General features: G+C 73.3%; 22 protein-coding genes and 1 riboswitch. Of the genes, 12 read left to right on the top strand and 10 right to left on the bottom strand.

Going from position 1 to position 18,672, the window contains the following annotated elements:
* Nucleotides 1-5 precede the first annotated feature (5 nt).
* From ybeY to FHU28_RS27555, 5 genes are all read left to right on the top strand, one after another.
* Entirely contained in the window at nucleotides 6-479 is a 474-nt protein-coding gene (gene ybeY, locus FHU28_RS27575; protein ID WP_073831839.1) for an rRNA maturation RNase YbeY, read from the top strand.
* Nucleotides 455-1,864 carry a hemolysin family protein gene (locus FHU28_RS27570; RefSeq protein WP_184689970.1) on the top strand — a complete coding sequence of 470 codons (1,410 nt, stop codon included), beginning with the start codon at nucleotides 455-457 and terminating at the stop codon, nucleotides 1,862-1,864. Before ybeY ends, FHU28_RS27570 begins: the two co-directional genes overlap by 25 nt.
* Nucleotides 1,857-2,243: a cytidine deaminase gene (locus FHU28_RS27565; RefSeq protein ID WP_073831837.1), complete on the top strand. Its 387-nt coding sequence runs from the start codon at nucleotides 1,857-1,859 to the stop codon at nucleotides 2,241-2,243. Before FHU28_RS27570 ends, FHU28_RS27565 begins: the two co-directional genes overlap by 8 nt.
* Nucleotides 2,240-3,136 (top strand): GTPase Era, encoded by an 897-nt coding sequence (gene era, locus FHU28_RS27560; protein ID WP_184687484.1) that lies wholly within the window; start codon nucleotides 2,240-2,242, stop codon nucleotides 3,134-3,136. Before FHU28_RS27565 ends, era begins: the two co-directional genes overlap by 4 nt.
* A 149-nt stretch (nucleotides 3,137-3,285) precedes the next feature.
* Nucleotides 3,286-4,461, top strand: a complete 1,176-nt coding sequence (locus FHU28_RS27555; RefSeq protein WP_184687483.1) for an acyltransferase family protein — start codon at nucleotides 3,286-3,288, stop codon at nucleotides 4,459-4,461.
* A 22-nt stretch (nucleotides 4,462-4,483) separates the two neighbouring features.
* Here FHU28_RS27555 and FHU28_RS27550 read toward each other — a convergent pair whose 3' ends face one another.
* Entirely contained in the window at nucleotides 4,484-5,263 is a 780-nt protein-coding gene (locus tag FHU28_RS27550) for a DUF4097 family beta strand repeat-containing protein (RefSeq protein ID WP_184687481.1), read from the bottom strand.
* A 102-nt stretch (nucleotides 5,264-5,365) separates the two neighbouring features.
* Here FHU28_RS27550 and recO point away from each other — a divergent pair, with 102 nt between their 5' ends.
* From recO to FHU28_RS27530, 4 genes are all read left to right on the top strand, one after another.
* Complete coding sequence (recO, locus tag FHU28_RS27545; RefSeq protein WP_073831833.1) at nucleotides 5,366-6,238, top strand: DNA repair protein RecO; 873 nt, start codon at nucleotides 5,366-5,368, stop codon at nucleotides 6,236-6,238.
* A gap of 32 nt (nucleotides 6,239-6,270) precedes the next feature.
* Nucleotides 6,271-7,047, top strand: a complete 777-nt coding sequence (locus FHU28_RS27540) for an isoprenyl transferase (protein WP_184689967.1) — start codon at nucleotides 6,271-6,273, stop codon at nucleotides 7,045-7,047.
* 68 nt (nucleotides 7,048-7,115) lie between these two features.
* Nucleotides 7,116-7,301: a hypothetical protein gene (locus tag FHU28_RS27535; RefSeq protein WP_073831832.1), complete on the top strand. Its 186-nt coding sequence runs from the start codon at nucleotides 7,116-7,118 to the stop codon at nucleotides 7,299-7,301.
* A 122-nt stretch (nucleotides 7,302-7,423) separates the two neighbouring features.
* Nucleotides 7,424-7,648, top strand: a complete 225-nt coding sequence (locus tag FHU28_RS27530) for a thioredoxin reductase (protein WP_184687479.1) — start codon at nucleotides 7,424-7,426, stop codon at nucleotides 7,646-7,648.
* A 27-nt stretch (nucleotides 7,649-7,675) separates the two neighbouring features.
* Here FHU28_RS27530 and gndA read toward each other — a convergent pair whose 3' ends face one another.
* Nucleotides 7,676-9,118 carry an NADP-dependent phosphogluconate dehydrogenase gene (gndA, locus tag FHU28_RS27525; RefSeq protein WP_184687476.1) on the bottom strand — a complete coding sequence of 481 codons (1,443 nt, stop codon included), beginning with the start codon at nucleotides 9,116-9,118 and terminating at the stop codon, nucleotides 7,676-7,678.
* A 354-nt stretch (nucleotides 9,119-9,472) separates the two neighbouring features.
* Here gndA and FHU28_RS27520 point away from each other — a divergent pair, with 354 nt between their 5' ends.
* Complete coding sequence (locus FHU28_RS27520; protein WP_184687474.1) at nucleotides 9,473-9,784, top strand: hypothetical protein; 312 nt, start codon at nucleotides 9,473-9,475, stop codon at nucleotides 9,782-9,784.
* Between the two features lie 119 nt (nucleotides 9,785-9,903).
* Here FHU28_RS27520 and FHU28_RS27515 read toward each other — a convergent pair whose 3' ends face one another.
* From FHU28_RS27515 to FHU28_RS27480, 8 genes are all read right to left on the bottom strand, one after another.
* Nucleotides 9,904-10,110, bottom strand: coding sequence for a hypothetical protein (locus FHU28_RS27515; protein ID WP_174536552.1), 207 nt, complete (start codon nucleotides 10,108-10,110; stop codon nucleotides 9,904-9,906).
* A gap of 60 nt (nucleotides 10,111-10,170) precedes the next feature.
* Complete coding sequence (locus tag FHU28_RS27510; protein WP_221453305.1) at nucleotides 10,171-10,668, bottom strand: S26 family signal peptidase; 498 nt, start codon at nucleotides 10,666-10,668, stop codon at nucleotides 10,171-10,173.
* Complete coding sequence (locus FHU28_RS27505) at nucleotides 10,665-12,461, bottom strand: ABC transporter ATP-binding protein (protein WP_184687472.1); 1,797 nt, start codon at nucleotides 12,459-12,461, stop codon at nucleotides 10,665-10,667. The genes FHU28_RS27510 and FHU28_RS27505 overlap by 4 nt, the downstream gene beginning before the upstream one ends.
* A 116-nt stretch (nucleotides 12,462-12,577) precedes the next feature.
* The gene (locus tag FHU28_RS27500; RefSeq protein ID WP_184687469.1) at nucleotides 12,578-13,126 is read right to left on the bottom strand and encodes a TlpA disulfide reductase family protein; all 549 of its coding nucleotides are present in this window, start codon (nucleotides 13,124-13,126) and stop codon (nucleotides 12,578-12,580) included.
* Nucleotides 13,127-13,160: 34 nt separating this feature from the next.
* Complete coding sequence (locus FHU28_RS27495; RefSeq protein WP_184687465.1) at nucleotides 13,161-13,760, bottom strand: MauE/DoxX family redox-associated membrane protein; 600 nt, start codon at nucleotides 13,758-13,760, stop codon at nucleotides 13,161-13,163.
* A gap of 79 nt (nucleotides 13,761-13,839) precedes the next feature.
* Nucleotides 13,840-14,640, bottom strand: a complete 801-nt coding sequence (locus tag FHU28_RS27490; RefSeq protein WP_184687463.1) for an energy-coupling factor transporter transmembrane component T family protein — start codon at nucleotides 14,638-14,640, stop codon at nucleotides 13,840-13,842.
* A complete protein-coding gene (locus FHU28_RS27485; protein WP_184687460.1) occupies nucleotides 14,637-16,070 on the bottom strand; it encodes an ABC transporter ATP-binding protein in 1,434 nt (477 codons plus the stop codon). The genes FHU28_RS27490 and FHU28_RS27485 overlap by 4 nt, the downstream gene beginning before the upstream one ends.
* Nucleotides 16,071-16,191: 121 nt before the next feature.
* Nucleotides 16,192-16,782: an ECF transporter S component gene (locus tag FHU28_RS27480; protein ID WP_184687457.1), complete on the bottom strand. Its 591-nt coding sequence runs from the start codon at nucleotides 16,780-16,782 to the stop codon at nucleotides 16,192-16,194.
* A gap of 75 nt (nucleotides 16,783-16,857) precedes the next feature.
* A riboswitch (TPP riboswitch) is annotated at nucleotides 16,858-16,964 on the bottom strand.
* A gap of 76 nt (nucleotides 16,965-17,040) precedes the next feature.
* On the opposite strand from FHU28_RS27480, the gene FHU28_RS27475 reads away from it, so the two are divergent.
* Both FHU28_RS27475 and FHU28_RS27470 read left to right on the top strand, forming a co-directional pair.
* Complete coding sequence (locus tag FHU28_RS27475; RefSeq protein WP_184687455.1) at nucleotides 17,041-17,877, top strand: alpha/beta fold hydrolase; 837 nt, start codon at nucleotides 17,041-17,043, stop codon at nucleotides 17,875-17,877.
* On the top strand, nucleotides 17,874-18,623 hold the full coding sequence (locus tag FHU28_RS27470; RefSeq protein ID WP_184687453.1) for a sugar isomerase domain-containing protein: 750 nt from the start codon (nucleotides 17,874-17,876) through the stop codon (nucleotides 18,621-18,623). The genes FHU28_RS27475 and FHU28_RS27470 overlap by 4 nt, the downstream gene beginning before the upstream one ends.
* Nucleotides 18,624-18,672 lie beyond the last annotated feature (49 nt).

Here is an 18,672-nt window from a genome sequence, read left to right as displayed (position 1 = left end):
GACAGTTGTCCATCGAGATCGCCAACGAGTCGGGTGTCGAGGTCGACACCGACGCCGTGCTCGCCGTCGCGCGGCACGCCCTCGACGAGATGGGGGTCAACCCCCTCGCCGAGCTGTCCGTGCTGCTCGTCGACATCGAGTACATGACGGAGCTGAACCACCGCTGGATGGGCGGCGACGGCCCGACCGACGTGCTCGCCTTCCCCATGGACGAGGGCAGCGTCGACCACGGGCCGGGCGAGAGCGCCCCGGCCGGCGGTGAGCCGGCCCTGCTCGGCGACATCGTGCTCTGCCCGGAGGTGGCGGCCAAGCAGGCCGCCGTGGCCGGGCACTCGGCGGCCGACGAGCTGCACCTGCTCACCGTGCACGGCGTGCTGCACCTGCTCGGCTACGACCACGCCGAGCCCGAGGAGGAGCGGGAGATGTTCGGTCTCCAGGCCCGGCTGCTGGCCAGCTGGCGGTCGACCCGGTCGCGGTGATGGACGCCTTGGCGGCGGTCCGCGCGCCCGCCGGCCTGCCCGATCTCCAACTCCTGGTCTTCGCCGCCGGGCTGGTGGTGCTCGCCGGCCTGATCGCGATGACCGAGGCGGCGCTGGCCGCTGTCTCCCCGGCCCGCGCCGCGGAGATGACCCGGGACGGAGCGCGCGGCGGGCGGGCGCTCCAGGTGGTCGCCGGTGACGTGGTCCGCCATCTGAACCTGCTGCTCCTGCTGCGCCTGCTGGCCGAGCTGACCGCCACCACGCTCGTCGCGCTGGTGGCTGTGGACACGTTCGGCGCGGGCTGGCGGGCGGCGCTGGTGACCGCCGGCGCGATGACGGTGGTGAGCTTCGTGGTGGTCGGGGTCGGGCCGCGCACGATCGGCCGCCAGCACGCGTACGCGGTCGGCCGGGCGGTCGCGCCGCTGGTGCGCTGGCTGGGCCGCGCGCTCAACCCGCTGGCGTCGCTGCTGATCCTGATCGGCAACGCGGTCACCCCGGGCAAGGGCTTCCGGGAGGGCCCGTTCGCGACCCAGGTGGAGCTGCGCGAACTGGTCGACCTGGCCGAGCAGCGCGGCGTCGTGGAGCACGGCGAACGCCAGATGATCCACTCGGTCTTCGCGCTCGGCGACACCATCGCCCGGGAGGTGATGGTGCCGCGTACCGAGATGGTGTGGATCGAGGAACGCAAGACGCTCGCCCAGGCGCTGGCGCTGTTCCTGCGCTCCGGGTTCAGCCGCATCCCGGTGATCGGCGAGAACGTCGACGACGTGCTCGGTCTGCTCTATCTCAAGGACCTGATCCGGCGGGTTCAGGGCGATCAGGAGGCCCGGCAGATGCCGGTGGCCGAGCTGATGCGCCCGGCCACGTTCGTGCCGGAGTCCAAGCCGGTGGACGACCTGCTCTCGGAGATGCAGGCGGCCCGCAACCACCTGGTCATCGTCGTCGACGAGTACGGCGGCACCGGTGGGCTGGTCACCATCGAGGACATCCTGGAGGAGATCGTCGGGGAAATCACCGACGAGTACGATGTCGAGCGCCCGCCGGTCGAGCACCTGGCGGACGGGGCCGTGCGGGTGACCGCGCGGCTGCCGGTGGAGAATCTGGGCGAGCTGTTCGACACCGAGCTGCCCACCGATGAGGTGGAGACAGTCGGTGGCCTGCTGGCCCAGGCGCTCGGCCGGGTGCCCATCCCGGGCGCCGAGGCCGAGGTGGCCGGCCTGCGGCTGATGGCCGAAGGCACCACCGGCCGGCGCAACCGGATCGACACGGTTCTGGTGAGCCGGGTCGACCGGGGCGACACGCCGGAGGGCACGAACCGACACGACCCGCCCGATTCCCGTGGCGACAACAACCGTTCCGAGGAGAGGCAATCCGCCGATGCCTGAGTCACCCGCCGTGCCCGCCGCCCTGCCCACCCCCGCTGATCCGGCCGAGCTGAGCGCCGAGGACGCCAAGCTCGTCGTCCTGGCCCGGGGCGCGCGGGGCCGGGTGGCTGCTGTGGAGGGCGCCGCGGTCCGCGACCAGGACGGCCGGACGTACGCGGCGGCGAGCGTGGCGCTGCCGTCGTTGACGCTCACCGCGCTCCAGTTGGCGGTCGCCTCGGCGGTGGCGGCCGGCGCGAGCCGGCTGGAGGCCGCTGTGGTGGTGACCGAGGCGTCGACGCTGGACGGGGCGGGGCACGCGGCGGTACGTGACCTGTCCGCCGACGCGCCGATCCACGTGGCCGCGCCGGACGGCGCCGTCCTCGGCACGGTGGTCGAGTGACCACGCCCGAGGCGCGTCCCTACCGAGCCGGTTTCGCCTGTTTCGTGGGACGGCCGAACGCCGGCAAGTCGACGCTGACGAACGCGATCGTCGGCACCAAGATCGCGATCACCTCGAACAAGCCGCAGACCACCCGGCACATCATCCGGGCGGTGCTGCACCGGCCGGACTCGCAGCTCGTGCTCGTGGACACCCCGGGCCTGCACCGCCCCCGGACGCTGCTCGGCGAGCGCCTCAACGACCTGGTCCGGGAGACCTGGAGCGAGGTCGACGTGATCGGCCTGTGCGTGCCGGCGAACGAGCCGGTCGGCCGGGGCGACCGTTTCATCACCGGTGAGCTGGCCAGCCTGAAGGCCACCGTGCTGGCGGTGGTCACCAAGACCGACCTGGTCGACAAGAAGCGGCTGGCCGAGCAGTTGCTCGCGGTGAGCGAGATGGGCGAGTTCGCCGCGGTGGTGCCGGTCAGCGCCGTCTCCGGGCACCAGGTCGACACGCTCGTCGACGTGATGACCGGTTATCTGCCGGAGTCACCGCAGCTCTATCCGGACGGCATGCTCACCGACGACCCGGAGCAGGTGCTCGTGGCGGAGCTGGTCCGCGAGGCGGCGCTGGAGGGCGTACGCGACGAGCTGCCGCACTCCATCGCGGTGGTGGTCGAGGAGATGATCCCGGAGGGCAACCTCACCAAGATCTACGCCGACGTGTACGTCGAGCGGTCGAGCCAGAAGGCCATCGTCATCGGCCACCGGGGCAGCCGCCTCAAGCACGTCGGCACCACCGCCCGCCGGCAGATCGAGGAGTTGCTCGGCACCCGGGTCTATCTCGACCTGCACGTGCGCGTGGCGAAGGACTGGCAGCGCGACCCGAAGCAGCTGCGCAAGCTCGGCTTCTGAGCCGCGGCCGGGGGTGCCCGGCGACAGGTGATCAGGATCAGTCAGGCCTATGGGACATCTCACTTTCCATAGGCGTCTGTGGTTGTTTGGCGTCGTCCAGGAGCAGGGTAGGGACCATTGTCTCTGACCCCGGACCCCGCCGCGAGCTGATGCGAAACCGCTATCTCGACCTGCTGCGCTTCCTGGCCATCCTCCGCGTCGTCACGTACCACGTCACCGGTTACGCCACGCTCACGCTGGTGTTCCCGGCGATGTCGGTGATGTTCGCCCTGGCCGGGTCGCTGATGGCCGCGTCGCTGGACCGCAGCGGGGTGCGCTCGGTCGGGCGGCGACTGCGCCGGCTGCTGCCGTCGCTGTGGGTGGTCGCCGCCGTCTTCGTGCCGGCCATGCTGCTCACCGGGCTGCCGTTCAGCCCGAGGGTGCTGCTCTGGCTCTTCCCGATCACTGACCCGCCGGCCAACTACTGGGGCGGCCTGGCGCTCAGCCCGATCTGGTACCTGCGGGACTACCTGTGGTTCGTGCTCGCCTCGCCGCTCGTGCTGTGGCTGTTCCGCCGGGCGCCGCTGCCCACGCTCGCCGCCCCGTACGTGCTCCTGGTCGCCATCGAGGCCGGCATCCTGGCGAACCCGCCGACGGTGCTGCGCGAGTTCGGCCTCTACTTCGGCGCCTGGCTGCTCGGCTTCGCCCACCACGACGGGCTGCTGCGCCGGATGCGCAACCGGGTGCTGCTGCCGGTGGCCGCCGTCGTCGGCGCCGCCGGCCTGGCCTGGATCGTCACCCACCCCGGCCCCCGGGGGTACGACATCAACGACATCCCGCTGGGCAACGCGCTCTGGTCGGCCGCGTTCATCCTGGTGGTGATCGGTCGGGCGCCGGTCGGGGTGACCTGGGTCGACCGCGTGCCGGCGCTCGGCCGCGCTGTGACAGTGGTGAACCGGCGCGCGCTGACCATCTACCTCTGGCACATGCCGTTCGTGGTGGCGCTCACCCCGCTCGTCGGCCTGGTCGGCTGGTCGCCGCGCGACCCGGTCGGCCTGTGGCTGCGGGTGGGGCTGGTCTTCGCGCTGGTCGGCGTGGTGACGCTGATGGTCGGCTGGGTCGAGGACGTGGCCGCCCGGCGTACCCCGGAAATGCTCCCCGGCAAGCCACGGCGGACCGTGGTCGAGCGGGCGGCGGCCGCCCCGGCCAGCCCGGCTCCCGCCGGCGCACAGGACGGGCTGGTGGGCGCCGGCGCCCGGATCCCGGCGCCGCGCCGCGCGGCCGAGGACCCCGGCCGGGACGACGGCCGCGCGGCGAATCGGCGGGACGCGTCCGGCGGCGACTGAGCGGCCGGCCGCCCCCGCCGGCTCAGCGGGTGCTGACCGTGACGTTGCCGCTCGTGGTGGACGCTTCGAGCTGCACCGACGCGGTCGGGTCGTCGGTGACGCGGACGTCCTTGTCGCCCGACGTGGCGGTGGCGCGCACCCGGTAGCGGCCGGCCGGTACGGACAGGTCGACGTCTCCGCTCGTGGCGTGCACCCGGGCCGGAGCCGGCTGGTCCAGCTCGACGACGATGCTGCCGGAGGTGGTCTCCGCGTCGACGGCGGAGGCGAGCCGGCGGGCCTCGATGTCGCCCGAGCGGGCCCGCAGCCGCACCGGGCCGGCCGCCTCGACCACCCGGATGTTGCCCGACGTGGTGGACGCGCGGACCTCGCCGGTGACGCCCCGGATGGTCAGATCGCCGGAGCTGAGCGTGAACTCCACCGCCCCGACGTCGGTGAGGTCGACGTTGCCCGAGGCGGTCCCGCCCTTCACCGTCACGCCGGGCGGCGCGGTCACCTCCCAGGAGATGCTGCACCGGTGGCCGCAGTCGGTGGGCAGCACGAGTTCGTCGCCCTTGATCTCGTACCGGCTGGTCGGCTCGTCGCCCTGGTAGCGGACGACGCGCTTGATCCGTACCTGGTCGGCCGGGCCGTTGGCCCGGACCACGACGTCCCCGGCGCCGTCTTCCGTCACGCTGATCCGGGTGATCTTCGCCTGCTCGGTGTGGTCGTAGTCGAGCCGTCGGAACGAGAGGGTGTCACACCCGGAGAGAACGATGAGCGTGGCGGCAGCGGTCGCGGCCACCGCGGTGCGGAGCGAAGCCATGGCCAGCACAGTAGGGCCGGCCGGGCGGCCGGCACATCCGGGATCGCCCGACGGTCCACCCCGAGCCGACCCTGAGATCGCACCCGGAGGGAGAATGGCCTGATGGCCGGGTACCGCCGACAGCTCTACCGCGACGACGCGGTGGTGCTGCGTGTGCAGAAGCTGGGCGAGTCCGACCGGATCATCACGCTGTTCACCCGCCGGCACGGCCGGTTGCGCGCGGTGGCCCGGGGCGTGCGGCGCACCATGAGCCGGTTCGGCGCCCGGCTGGAGCCGTTCGGGCACGTCGACCTTCAGCTCGCCGGTGACCCCAAGGGCAACCAGGGCAGCTCCCTGCACACAGTCAGCCAGGTCGAGGCGATCGAGCTGTACGGCAAACGGTTCCTCGGCGACTACCCCCGCTACACGGCGGCCAGCGCGATCGCCGAGACCGCCGAGCGGCTCACCCCGATCGAGCGCGAGCCGTCGCTGCGGCTGTTCCAGCTCACCCTCGGCGCGATGAAGTCGCTGGCCCGCGGCGAACACGCCACCACGCTGGTGCTCGACGCGTACCTGCTGCGCGGCATGGCGTTCGCCGGCTGGGCGCCGGCGCTCGCCGCCTGCGCCGTCTGCGGCGAGCCGGGCCGGCACCGCGCGTTCTCCGTACCGGCCGGCGGCGCGGTCTGCCCGGACTGCCGGCCCCCCGGCGCCGCCCACCCCGCGCCCGCCACGCTGGAGCTGATGTCCGCGCTGACCTCCGGCGACTGGGGGTACGCCGACGCGGCCGAGACCGGCGTACGCCGCGAGTGCAGCGGGCTGGTCGCGGCGCACCTCCAGTGGCATCTGGAACGCGCGCTACGCTCGCTGCCGCTGGTCGACCGGGGCACCCCGGCGTCCGGCGCGGTCCCGTCGCCCGGCGGCGCGGGGCCGGATGTGGTCCCGCCGCGCTCCGGCGCCGGGCCCGTCGCCGGTGTGAACAGGGAGATGACCGAGTGATCCGATCGACGAGGGCGACCCGCCGCGAGCCGGTGCCGCCGACCCCGCACCCCTCCGGCGCCCGCCCGCCGGCGCTGCCGCCCGCGGCGGTGCCCCGGCACGTCGCCATCGTGATGGACGGCAACGGCCGCTGGGCCAAGGAGCGCGGCCTGCCCCGCACCAAGGGGCACGAGCAGGGCGAGCACAGCCTCTTCGACACCGTCGAGGGCGCGATCGAGATGGGGATTCCCTACCTGTCGGCGTACGCGTTCTCCACCGAGAACTGGCGGCGCTCGCCGGACGAGGTCCGCTTCCTGATGGGCTTCAACCGCGACGTCATCCGCCGCCGCCGCGACCAGCTCGTCGACCTGGGCGTCCGGGTGGTCTGGTCGGGCCGCGCGGGCCGGCTGTGGAAGAGCGTCATCTCCGAGCTGCAGACCGCCGAGGAGATGTCGCGCGGCAACTCGACGCTGACGCTGCAGTTCTGCGTCAACTACGGCGGCCAGGCGGAGATCGCCGACGCCGCCGCCGGGATCGCCCGCGACGTCGCCGCCGGCAGGCTCGACCCGGCCAAGGTGAACGAGAAGACGGTGGCGCGGTACCTCTACCACCCCGAGGTGCCCGAGGTCGACATGTTCCTGCGCCCCTCCGGCGAGCAGCGCATCTCCAACTTCCTGCTCTGGCAGACCGCGTACGCCGAGCTGGTCTACCTGGACACGCTCTGGCCCGACTTCGACCGCCGCCACCTCTGGTACGCCTGCGAGCTGTACGCCCAGCGCGACCGGCGCTTCGGCGGCGCCCTGCCCAACCCGGTGGCCCCGGGCGCCTGAGGTCAGGCTTACCGACGCGCCGCGCTGGGTACCGGTAACGGTAGACAGCTAACGCGGAGGTGAACCACATGATTCAGAAGCGGATCGCGCAGTGGGCGGTCATGGCGGTCGCCGTGCCGCTGGCGGCGGCCGGCGCGCGCCGGCTCAGCCACACCCTGGAGGCCCGTCGCGGCCCGTCCGGGGTGAGCCGTCTGCTGACCAAGGGCGCCGACCTGGTCCGGCCGCAGAAGGCCAAGCGCCGCCGGTTCTTCTGACCTGCGACGTCCGGCCCGACCGGTACGCCCCGCATCCGGCTTTCCGGCCGGGCGCGGGGCGTTCCGCTCTACGATCGGCGCAGGGCGCGCCGCCGGGTGTGCGCCCGCCACGGGGGTGGAGGATGCGCGAGCTCCGGTACGAGATGACTGCTGTCCTGGCCGCCGCCGACCTGGTGGAACCGGACCGCCGGGACGCGGTCGCCGGGTTGTGCGCCGAGGTGGCGCAGCGGTGGTGCGCCGAGATGGGGCACACCCCGGCGGTCCGCTCCGGCGAGATCGGCGAACTGGCGGCCGGCGAGCCGGCCGCCGGCTGGGCGCCCGACCCGCACGTCCCGCGAGCCTGGTGAGCCGTCCGGCGGGACTGACGGTGCGGCTCACGCCTCCACTTCGGAGCGGTCGCCCGCCCAGAGCGTGTGGAACGAGCCGTCCCGGTCCACCCGGTGATAGGTGTGCGCGCCGAAGTTGTCCCGCAGCCCCTGGATCAGCGCGGCCGGCAGCCGCTGTGCCCGCAGCGCGTCGAAGTAGGCCAGTGAAGACCCGAAGGCCGGCGCCGGCACGCCCGCCCGGGCCGCGTCGGCCACCACCCGTCGCCAGGCCGGTACGCCGGCGCTGACCCGCTCGGCGAACCACGGCGCGACCAGCAGCGTCGCCAGGTCCGGCTCCGCGTCGTACGCCTCCCGGATCCGGTCCAGGAAACCGGCCCGGATGATGCAGCCGCCCCGCCAGATGGTGGCCGTGCCGCCCAGGTCGATGTTCCAGTCGTACTCCCGGCTGCCCGCGCGGATGTGGTCGAACCCCTGCGCGTACGCGACGATCTTGCTGGCCAGCAGCGCGCGGCGCACGTCCTCGACGAACGCGTTCCGGTCGTCCACCTGCCACTTGTCGCCCGCGTCGGCGAACACCCGGCGGGCGGCCTCGCGCTGGTCGGCGTGGCCGGACAGCGACCGGGCGAACGTGGCCTCGGCGATGCCGGTGATCGGGATGCCCAGGTCGAGTGCGCTCTGCACGGTCCAGCGGCCGGTGCCCTTCTGCTCGGCCTGGTCGAGCACCACGTCGACGAACGCCTGACCGGTGGCCGCGTCGGTGTGGCCGAGCACGTCGGCGGTGATCTCGATGAGGAACGACCCCAGCTCGCCGCCGTTCCACTCCCGGAAGATCTCCGCGATCTCCGCGGGGCTCGCCGACAGCCCGGCCCGCAACAGGTCGTACGCCTCGGCGATGAGCTGCATGTCGGCGTACTCGATGCCGTTGTGCACCATCTTCACGAAGTGGCCCGCGCCGTCCGGCCCGACGTGCCGGCAGCAGGGCTCGCCGTCCACGTGCGCGGCGATCTTTTCGAAGATCGGCCCCAGCTTGCGGTACGACTCGGCCGAGCCGCCCGGCATGATGCTCGGGCCGAGCAGCGCGCCCTCCTCGCCGCCGGACACGCCGGTGCCGACGAAGTGCAGCCCGTGCTCGCGCAGCGCCTCCTCGCGGCGGCGGGTGTCGGCGAAGTGCGCGTTGCCGCAGTCGACGACGATGTCCCCCTCCTCCAGCAGGGGAACCAGCTCGTCGATCACCGCGTCGGTGGGCGCGCCGGCCTTCACCATCACGATCACCGCGCGGGGCCGCTCCAGCGAGCCGACGAAGTCCGCGAGCGACTCCGACGGCACGAACGTGCCCTCGTCGCCGTGTTCGGCTACCAGGGTGCGGGTACGTTCCGGCGATCGGTTGTGCACCGCCACGGCGAAGCCGTTGCGGGCCAGGTTCCGGGCCAGGTTGCGACCCATCACCGCCAGACCGGTGACCCCGATCTGCGCCGTCGCCTGCTCTGCCATGCGTACCGCCACCTCTCGTCCGTACTGCCGTGCTGCGACCGTATCGCGGTCGTCGAGGAAGTGGGCCACGGTGTCCACAGGGCGTGACGGGTGGGTGGCCGTACGTCCCGCGGGGTGGTCGCGGTAATTCGGGTGCGGGGCGGCCGGTCGGCGGGATAGCGTTACGGCATGCGTAAGTGACGCCCCACCTCCGAGCCCGGTCCACCGCCGCCAGTGCCGTGGACCCGTCCTGCTCCGGGCGTCCGCATCCCTTCCCCGCCGCCGTCGGTCGCGGTGTCTGTCGTGATCGGTTCGCACCGGAGCCCTCGCTCGGCGCGTCCCGGTCGGCGCGCCCGCATCACAGGAGGCCCGCGAATGCCCGCGAAGCGCAATCCGAAGAAGTCCCGCAAGCAGTCCTCGCCGCAGGTGACCCCGCCGGCGCTCGACGCGCTTACCGTGGCGCAGTCCGCGGTGGCGCTCCCGACGGAGCCGGTGACGCCCACTGTGGCCGCGCCAGCGGTGTCACCCGCCGTGACCGCGCCGGAGGTGGCGCTCCCGAAGGCTCCGGTCCTGCCCGGTGCCGCGGAGCCGCCGAGGTCCGGCCCGCCGGCGGGGCGGCAGGCCCGGCTCGGCGGACGTAGCCAGCGTGCCGGCCAGACCCGGTTCTACGCGTTCCGTCGGAGCTGACCGGCAGACCCGTCGGAGCCGTCAACTTCATGATCAACGGGGTTGGCGGGCGAGAGGGCGGGAAGGAGTGAGCCCGCCCTGCCGTCACCGGCAGGGCGGGCTCACGGGGTGAGGCAGGATCAGCAGGTACCGATCCCGTTCCGGGCGGTGCAGTCGCAGCGCCGGATGCCGTTCACGCAGCGGCAGTACAGGTAGTAGGGCTTCCCGGACCGGCAGTCGCAGTAGGCGCCCCAGCCGCTCGTGCACGCCGCCGCCGCGGCGGCCGTGGTCTTCGGGACGACCAGGCTGAGCACCCGGTCGCCCAGTGATTCGATCAGTCGGATCATCGGGCTCCTCCTTATCGATGTTCATCCCACCGGCAGGCAGGATTCGATGATCATACATGTTTATGACATTCGATGTACTGATGAAGCGATCCTGCGTTTCACTACGCCGAGCACATCCGAGTGGGCGAAGTAGCCGACCTGCCGCGAATCGTGGCTTGCCGCCCGGTTGTCGCCGATCAGCGCCAGCAGTCCCGGCGGCACGGTCGCCGGCGGCCCGTCCTCGACCGGGCCGGGCAGGTCCGGTGGCGCCGGATCGCCGGGCAGGGCCGCGATCCGCTTGATCAGCCAACCCTCGTCCACCACCGACCTGCCCCCGCGGGACCGCCGAGGGGGCGCCTGCCGCTCACCCGGCCATCCGGCGACCACGATCTGGCCGGTACGCAGAGCCGAGGGCGGCACCCGCCGCACCAGCACCCGGTCCCCGGGGCGGTACGTCGGGAGCATGCTCTCACCGTGGACGGTGACCAGCACGTACCGCTCACGCAGCCACCACACCACCGCGACCGGCGCCGCCACGGCTGCGACGAGCGCGGCGGCCACGGCGATCGGCCTGGTCACAGTGCCTCCTCCGGTACCGGATCGAGCTGGTAGCCGTCAGCCTGACGACGGAACAGCTCGGCGTACGCGCCGCCGGCCGCCAGTAGCTCGGTGTGCGTCCCCTGCTCGGCCACCCGCCCGTCGGCGAGCACCACGATCCGGTCGGCGTCGCGGATGGATCCGAGCCGGTGCGAGACGAGGACACTGGTACGGCCGGACCGGTGGGCACGCAGCGCGTTGTGCACCTCGTACTCGGCGTCGGGGTCGAGGCCGGAGCTGGGCTCGTCGAGGATCATCAGGTCGTGTTCCTCCCGCAGGTAGGCGCGGGCCAGGGCGATCCGCTGCCACTGCCCACCGGAGAGACGCACCCCGGTCTGCAGGTCGCCCTGGTCCGACTCACCGAAGAAGATCCGGGTGAGCAGGGTGTCGTAGCCGTACGGCAGCGCCTCGACCACCGGATGCACCCCGGCCTTCCGGGCCGCCCGGACCAGCCGGTCCCGGTCGTCGGACGCCGCGAGGTTGCCGACCCCGATGTTCTCCGCCGCGCTCAGGTCGTAGGCCATGTAGTCCTGGAAGACCGCGCCGATCCGGCGGCGCAGCTCTGCCACGTCGAGGTCGCGCAGGTCGACGCCGTCCCAGAGGATCGCCCCCCGGCTCGGGTCGTAGAAGCGGCAGAGCAGCTTGACGATCGTGCTCTTGCCCGCGCCGTTGAGCCCGACCAGTCCCACCGCCTGACCCGCCGGCAGGAACAGGTCGACGCCGCGCAGCACCCAGGGCAGCTCGTCGCTGTAGCGGAACCAGACGTCCCGCAGCTCGATGCCCCGGCGCAGTGGCCGTACCGGCGCCGGATCGACGGCGAGCGGCAGATCCACCGGACCGGTGGCGATCACTGCGAAGTGGTCGAAGAGCAGCAGTTGCTCGTGTCCGCTGGCGACGGCACGCACCAGCGCGTTGAGCCCGGTCTGCACGCCCGCGAGCGCGGCGATCACGATCGAGACGTCGCCGACGGTCAGCTCGCCCGCGTACGCCGCCCGTACCGCCCAGAGCAGCCCGGCCCCGCCGACCACCGCCGCGAGCACCCCCAGCCCGCCCTGGATGAGCAGCTCCCGCCGATCGACCCGACGCAATGCCTGGTTGGCCCGGCGCCGCTCCCGCAGCATCCGCCCGCGCAGGAAGTCCTCCAGGCCGAACAGCCGGATCTCCTTCGCCGCCTGCACGTCCTGGAGCAGGCCCCGGTAGACGATCTCGGTGCGCTCCCACGGGCCGACCTGCCACTGCACGCGGGCCCGCCGCCGGGCGAGGGCCAACTCGGCCAGGAACACGGGTACGGCGGCCAGCAGGACCAGCCCGGTGAGGGCCGGACTGAGCAGGGCGAGCGATCCGACGAAGCCGCCGACCAGCAGCACCCCACGCACCAGGCCGAAGGCTGCCTCCACCAGTTGGACCGGCATGGCCGCGGCGTCCTGGGCCAACCGCAGCCGGTCCAGGAAGACCGGGTCCTCCAGCCGCGCCAACCCGACCTGGCGTCCCACCGAACGGTAGAGCTCGTCGTCGGCGACGAGGGCGACGTTCCGTCCGATCTCACCGGTCAGATAGGCGCCGAGCTGCGGCAGCAGGGCGGTGCCGAGCCCGGCGACGGCCAGCCCGGCCCCGGCGCCGAGTACGGTGCCCCAGGCCGCCCCACTGCCGACCGCGTCCAGGACGACCTTGAGCAGCCAGGCGGTGACGATCGGCAGTACCCCGCTCGCCAACGTGACAAGGCCGTAGGCGGTCGTGGCCAGGAGCGCCCCGCGTCGGACCAGGCGCGCGCCCATGACGGCAGCGGCCAGCAGCGGCCGCCGCCGTCGACCGGTCGCGTGAGGTGCGCTGCCCGGCGGGTCCTCGGGCGATCCGGCCGATCGGCCGAGGGGGTCGGCGTCGCCCGGTGGACTCATCCGGCCACGGGGGCCGAGAGGTCTTCGATCAGGGAGCCGCTGGCGACGACGACGCCGGATTCGTCGATCAGGCCGATCGCCGGGAAGCCCTGCACCCCGAAGGCGGTGCAGAGCGGCCCTCCGTCGGATTCGACGACGACCCGTGCCACCGGGGTCAGCGCGGCGACGTACTCGCCGGCGGCGTCCCGGTCGCTCGCCACGACCCCGACGACGTGGTCCCGGCCGCCGGGGTGCTCGGCTGCGTACCGGATGAACTGCGGCATGCGCTCCCGGCAGGGGGTGCAGTCCGGGGAGAAGAACGCGACGAGGGTGCGCCCGGTCAGCCCGTCCCGGGTGACTGTCACGCCGTCCTCGGTGACCGCCTGGAACGGCGCGACGGTGCTTCCGGCGCCGAGCATGATCTGGTCGCTGTGCCCGTGCCCGGCCTCAAGAGCCGTGAGTCGCACGGTGTGCTCGCGGAGCCGCCTGATCACCCCGAAGGCGAGGATCAGGTTCAGCAGGCCGATGATGCCGACGACGATGACGGCAGCGGCGAGATACGCCATGGGGTTGCTCCTTCGTGCTTGTCGGAGTGCTCGACTACCTCGGGGTCACTGGTCCACCGGCACCCCTGTGGCCGCCGTCGGGAACGCCACGGCGTCCGGCGGTGGGCCGGGCAGGCTGGGCGACGAAGAGGTCGGTGATGTCGTCGAACCACACGAAGAGCAGCCCGCCCACCGCACCGGCCACCGCAGCCACGGCGACGCCCGCCGGGGGCACGTCGCCGGTGGCGCCGGCGGCTGCCACTCCCACCGACGCGGCAGTGATCAGCAGGCCGTTGCGGAGCAGGTGCCGCCGGCCGAGCGGTGCACCAGTCGCACCGAAGCAGCGGCAGGCCACCCGTTGCCGGCGGCTCAGCGTGACGGCGATCCCGATGCTGAAGGCGACCAGGAGCAGGGCCGCGAGCACGTGGCCGAGCCGACGGGTCGGCGGCACCAGCAGCAGGACCGGGACGGCGGCTTCGGCCAGGCCGACCACACCGGCGACGGCGGGGACGAGCCGCGTCGGCACCACCCGCATGGCGGCGAGTGAGGCGACGAACTCGCGCCAGGACGCGCGGCTGCGGACCTTGCCGAACGTCGCGGCCAGGAAGACCACGCCGATCAGGCAACGCAGCGCGATGTCCAGGTGATCAAGCACCGGGCCAGGCTAACAATATTGACCACGATCACGGAAGGAGATCGTCGATCTCCTGATCGGCGGGGCGGGAGGGAGGAGGTCAGCCGATCAGCGGGCGGAAGGTGCCCAGCAGCACGCTGAGCGTCAGCGCCGCGCCGGCAGTCAGCGCCGCTCCAATGATCAACAGCGTGTCGGCGAGGACGAAGCGCTGACGGCGGGCCACGGTGCGCGGCGTACCCGCGTCGAAGCCCCGGGCGTCCATCGCCACTGCCAGCCGGGTACCCCGCCGGATCGCGCCCACCAGCAGCGTGAACGCGGTGGACCCGAACAGCCGCAGCTTGGCCACCGGGTTGCGGCCGGCGTCCACGCCGCGGGCCCGCCGCGCCATGCTGATCATCCGCCACTCCTGCTCCAGCAGCGGCACCATCCGGAACGCGGCCAGCGCCCCGATGGCGAACCGGGCGGGCGCCTTCGCGTTCTGGATCAGCGCGTCGGCCAGGTCGGTCGGGTCGGTGGTGGCGAACACGACGATGCCGGGCAGCGCCACGGCCAGCATCCGGAGCACCAGACCCAGCGCCGTGACGAGCACACCTTCGGTGACCAGCACCGGCCCGGCCTGGAGCAGTACCGGGCCGGAGCGGTCGGCGGCGAAGAGCACCAGCGTGACGAGGATGCCGACGGCACCGGCGAGCAGCGGCCAGGCGCGGCGGGCCAGCACCCGGTAGCGGACGCCGAACAGCGGCAGCACCGCGAGTTCGACGGCGATGGCGACGGCCGGAGCCACCGGATCGAGCGTCGCCACCAGGATCAGCGTGAAGACCATCGCGGCGGCCAGCTTCGCCACCGGGTTGCGCCGCGCCAGCGGGGCGCCCGGCGCGGCGACCGGTTCGAGGTTGATCACGAGGACGCCCCGGCGGCGGAACGGTCCAGGGTGAGCGTCCGGTCGGCCAGCGCGGCGACGAAGTCCTCGTCGTGGGTCACAGTGACCAGGCCGTGTCCCGCGTCGCGCAGCTCGGCCAGCAGGTCGACCAGCTCCAGCCAGGTGCGCCGGTCCTGGCCGAACGTGGGCTCGTCGCAGATCAGCAGACGGGGCGCGGTGGCCAGCGCCGTCGCCACGCTCAGCCGCCGCGCCTCGCCACCCGAGAGGGTGTACGGGTTGGCGCCGGCCAGCCGGTCCAGCCGCAGCCGGTGCAGCAACTCGTCCACTGTGGCGGTCACCGCCGTCTCGGGCTGACCGGTGCGGCGCGGCCCGAGCGCCAGCTCGTCGCGGACGGTGGCGGTGACGAACTGGTGCTCCGGGTCCTGGAACACCGAACCGATCCGGCGCACCAGCGCGGGCGCCCGCCAGCGGTGCGGTGGAGTGCGCGCGTCCCGCCCCGCCAGCTCCGCCGACGCGGTGACGGTCCCCGTCCCGGGTGGCAGCAGGCCGCCCAGGAGCAGCGCCAGCGTGGACTTGCCGGCCCCGTTGGGGCCGAGGACGGCGAGCGCCTCGCCGGCGCGTACCCGGAGGTCGGTGGAGGCCAGCCGGGGTGGCAGGCCGAGCCGCTCGGCGGTGAGCAGCACGTCGCCGGGCGGCGTGGTGGCGTGCCGGGGTGGCGCGACGTGGCCGGGTATCCAGACCCCGGCGGCGGCCAGCGCGTCGCCGTGCGCGGCGAAGACCGCAGCGGGTGGTCCGTCGGCGCGCACCCCGCCGCCCGGTTCCAGCACCACCACGCGGTCGACCAGCGGCAACGCCTCGGTGACCCGGTGCTCGACCAGGATCATCGTGGTGTCCGCGTCGAGCGCGTTCGCGACGGCCTGGCGGATCAGGGCGGCGCCGGCCGGGTCGAGGTTGGCGGTGGGCTCGTCGAGCAGCAGCAGTCCGGGGCGCAGCGCGAGCGTGCCGGCCAGGGCGAGCCGTTGCTGCTCACCGCCGCTGAGCGCGGCGGTCGGGCGGTCCCGGGGGTACGGGAAGCCGACCCGGTGCAGCGCCTCGTCGACGCGGGGCCAGATCTCCCCGGCGGGTACGCCCCGGTTCTCCAGCCCGAACGCGACGTCGTCGCCGGAGCGGGCCATGACGAGCTGGGTCTGCGGGTCCTGGAACAGGATGCCGACGCGCTCCCGCGCCTTGCGCGGGTCCAGCCCGTCGATCTCGACGCCGCCCTCCTGCTCGCCGGAGTCCTCCGGCAGCAGCCCGGCCAGCGCCGCCAGCAGCGTGCTCTTGCCGGCCCCGGAGGGCCCGAGCAGCAGCACCCGCTCGCCGCTCTCCACGCGCAGATCCACCCCGCGCAGAGCCCAGCGTTTCCGCCCCCCGTGCCGCCACCCGAACCCCCGCAGCACCAGCCCGCTCACCGACCACCACCCCCTCTCCCCGCCCAGCCTGCGTGATCAAGGAGTTCGCGTCCGGAAAACCGTGCCCGGCGGACGCAAACTCCTTGATCACCGGGGCGGGGTGGGGTGGGTGGGTGAGTGGTCAGACCAGGGCGCGGTCGCGGCCGGCGGGGAAGCGGTCCAGCACGCCGGTGTTCGCCAGCGCGCGGGTGAGGACGTGCGCGCCCAGGCCGGCGACGATCGTGGCGCTGACGATCGTGATCAGCGCGTACGGGAGGCGGTAGGAGGCGAAGTCGTACGCCTTGTTCCAGTAGACGAAGTCGAAGATCGCCGCGCCGAGGCCGGTCAGCGCGCCGGCCAGCGCCGCCACCGGCAGGCGGAACGAGCGGTACCGGAACGCGGCGAACGCCAGCTCGGCGCCGATGCCCTGCATCAGGCCCTGGAGGATCACGATGCTCGCCCACTGGCTGCCCAGCAGGGCGGAGATGATCGCGGCCACCGTCTCGCAGTACAGGGCGGCGCCCGGCTTGCGGATGATCAGGCCGGCGAGTACCGCCGGGACCAGCCACACGCCGTAGAGCACTGCCTGCGCCGGTGGGAAGAACGCGAACGCCGCGTCGGTGGCGCTCCAGAGCAGGCCCCAGGCCCAGAAGACGACGCCGAAGGCGACGGCGATGACCGAGGCGACGACGATGTCGACGGTACGCCAGCGATTGCTGTCGGTGTGGTTCACGGTTGGCTCCCAGTTCGTCGAGGTGAACCAGGAGAAGACGCACGCCGCGCCCGGTGGTCACCGGACGGCGACGCGGCTGGAGGTCGACCGAACTCCCTGCGCTGGCATTACCCAGATCAGGTTCGAGGGTCTGCGGGCACCGGCCCGCACTCTCAGCGCTGTGCGCTCCCCTGTCGGATGTGAAGTTGTCTCGTCGCAGACGCTAGCACCGACCACGGGCACCGGCCCAGCAGGGCGAGTGTCGGTATGGTGGCGATCATGCTGGTGGATGCGCGGGGACTGACGTTCGAGGTACGCGCCGGCGGCCCCGAGGGCGGTGACCCGGTCCTGCTGCTGCACGGCTTTCCGCAGCACTCCGGCGAGTGGGACGCGGTCACGCCCGCGCTGCACGCCGCCGGGCTGCGCACGTACGCGCTCGACCAGCGTGGCTACTCACCCGGCGCACGGCCGGCGGACGCCGGGGCGTACCGGATTCCGGAGCTGGTGGCCGACGCGGCAGGCGTGCTGGACGCGCTCGGGGTGACCCGCGCGCACCTGGTCGGCCACGACTGGGGCGCGATCGTCGCGTGGGGCCTGGCGGCGGCGCACCCGGAGCGGGTGCGGACGCTCACAGCGGTGTCGGTGCCGCACCCCGCCGCGATGGGCCACGCGCTCGCCACCGACCCCCGGCAGAAAATCAAGTCCGCCTACATCGCGTTGTTCCGCAAGCCCGGTACGGCGGAGCGGGTACTGCTGGCGCTGAACGCCGCCGCGCTGCGCAGGATGCTCAGCGGTGTGGGCGACGCCGGTGCGGTGGCCCGCTACGCCGAGCCGATGCGCGAGCCGGGGGCGCTGACGGCGGCGCTGAACTGGTACCGCGCGATGACCGGGGCGGACATGAAGGCTGTCGCCCCGGTCGGGGTGCCGACCACGTTCGTCTGGAGCGACAAGGACGTGGCGATCGGCCGGACCGCCGCGCAGGCGTGCGCGGCGCACGTCACCGGCGACTACCGGTTCGTGACGCTGCCCGGCGTCACCCACTGGATCCCGGACGAGGCGCCGGGCTCGCTGGCCGAGGCGATCCTCGCCCGGTGCGCAGGAACGGAGGAGGCATGACGGTGAGCGCCGAGGCGTACCTGGCGGTGGTGACGGAGACGATCGGCCGGGTGGCCGCCGAGCAGCGGCGCAACGTCGCGGACGCGGCCGACCTGATCGCGGCGGCGCTGCGCGCCGACGGAGTGGTGCACGCGTTCGGCACCGGGCACTCCGAGGCGCTGGCCATGGAGATCGCCGGGCGGGCCGGCGGCCTGGTGCCCACCAACCGGATCGCGCTGCGTGACCTGGTGCTGGTCGGCGGCGACCCGGCCGACGTGCTCGGCCCGAAGCTGGAACGCGACCCGGCGGTGGCGCACCGCCTCTACGAGCTGGCGCCGATCCGCCCGCAGGACGTGTTCGTGCTCGCCTCGAACTCGGGCGTGAACGGCGCGATGGTCGAGTTCGCGTCCATCGTGAAGGAACGCGGGCACGGGCTGGTGGCGATCACCTCGGCGCAGCACTCCGGCCGGATGACCTCGCGGCACCCGTCCGGCCGCAAGCTCGCCGACTTCGCGGACGTGGTGCTGGACAACGGCGCGCCGTACGGAGACGCGACGCTGCCGCTGCCGGGCGGCGGCGCGGTGGGCGCGGTCTCGTCGATCACCGCGGCGCTGCTGGCCCAGCAGATCGTCACCGAGGTGGTGGCCCGGCTGGTCGCGGCGGGGGAGCGTCCGCCGGTCTACCTGTCCGCGAACATCACCGGCGGCGACGAGCACAACGCCGAGCTGGAGGCACGGTACGCAGGACGTATCCGCCGCGGCTCCTGAGCCGGTTTCGCGATCGCCCGAACAGGGCACAGGCGGTGCGCCGGTGGGC

This window comes from Micromonospora echinospora, from assembly GCF_014203425.1.
Taxonomy (GTDB): domain Bacteria; phylum Actinomycetota; class Actinomycetes; order Mycobacteriales; family Micromonosporaceae; genus Micromonospora; species Micromonospora echinospora_A.
This window is presented reverse-complemented; position numbering and strand designations above follow the sequence as displayed.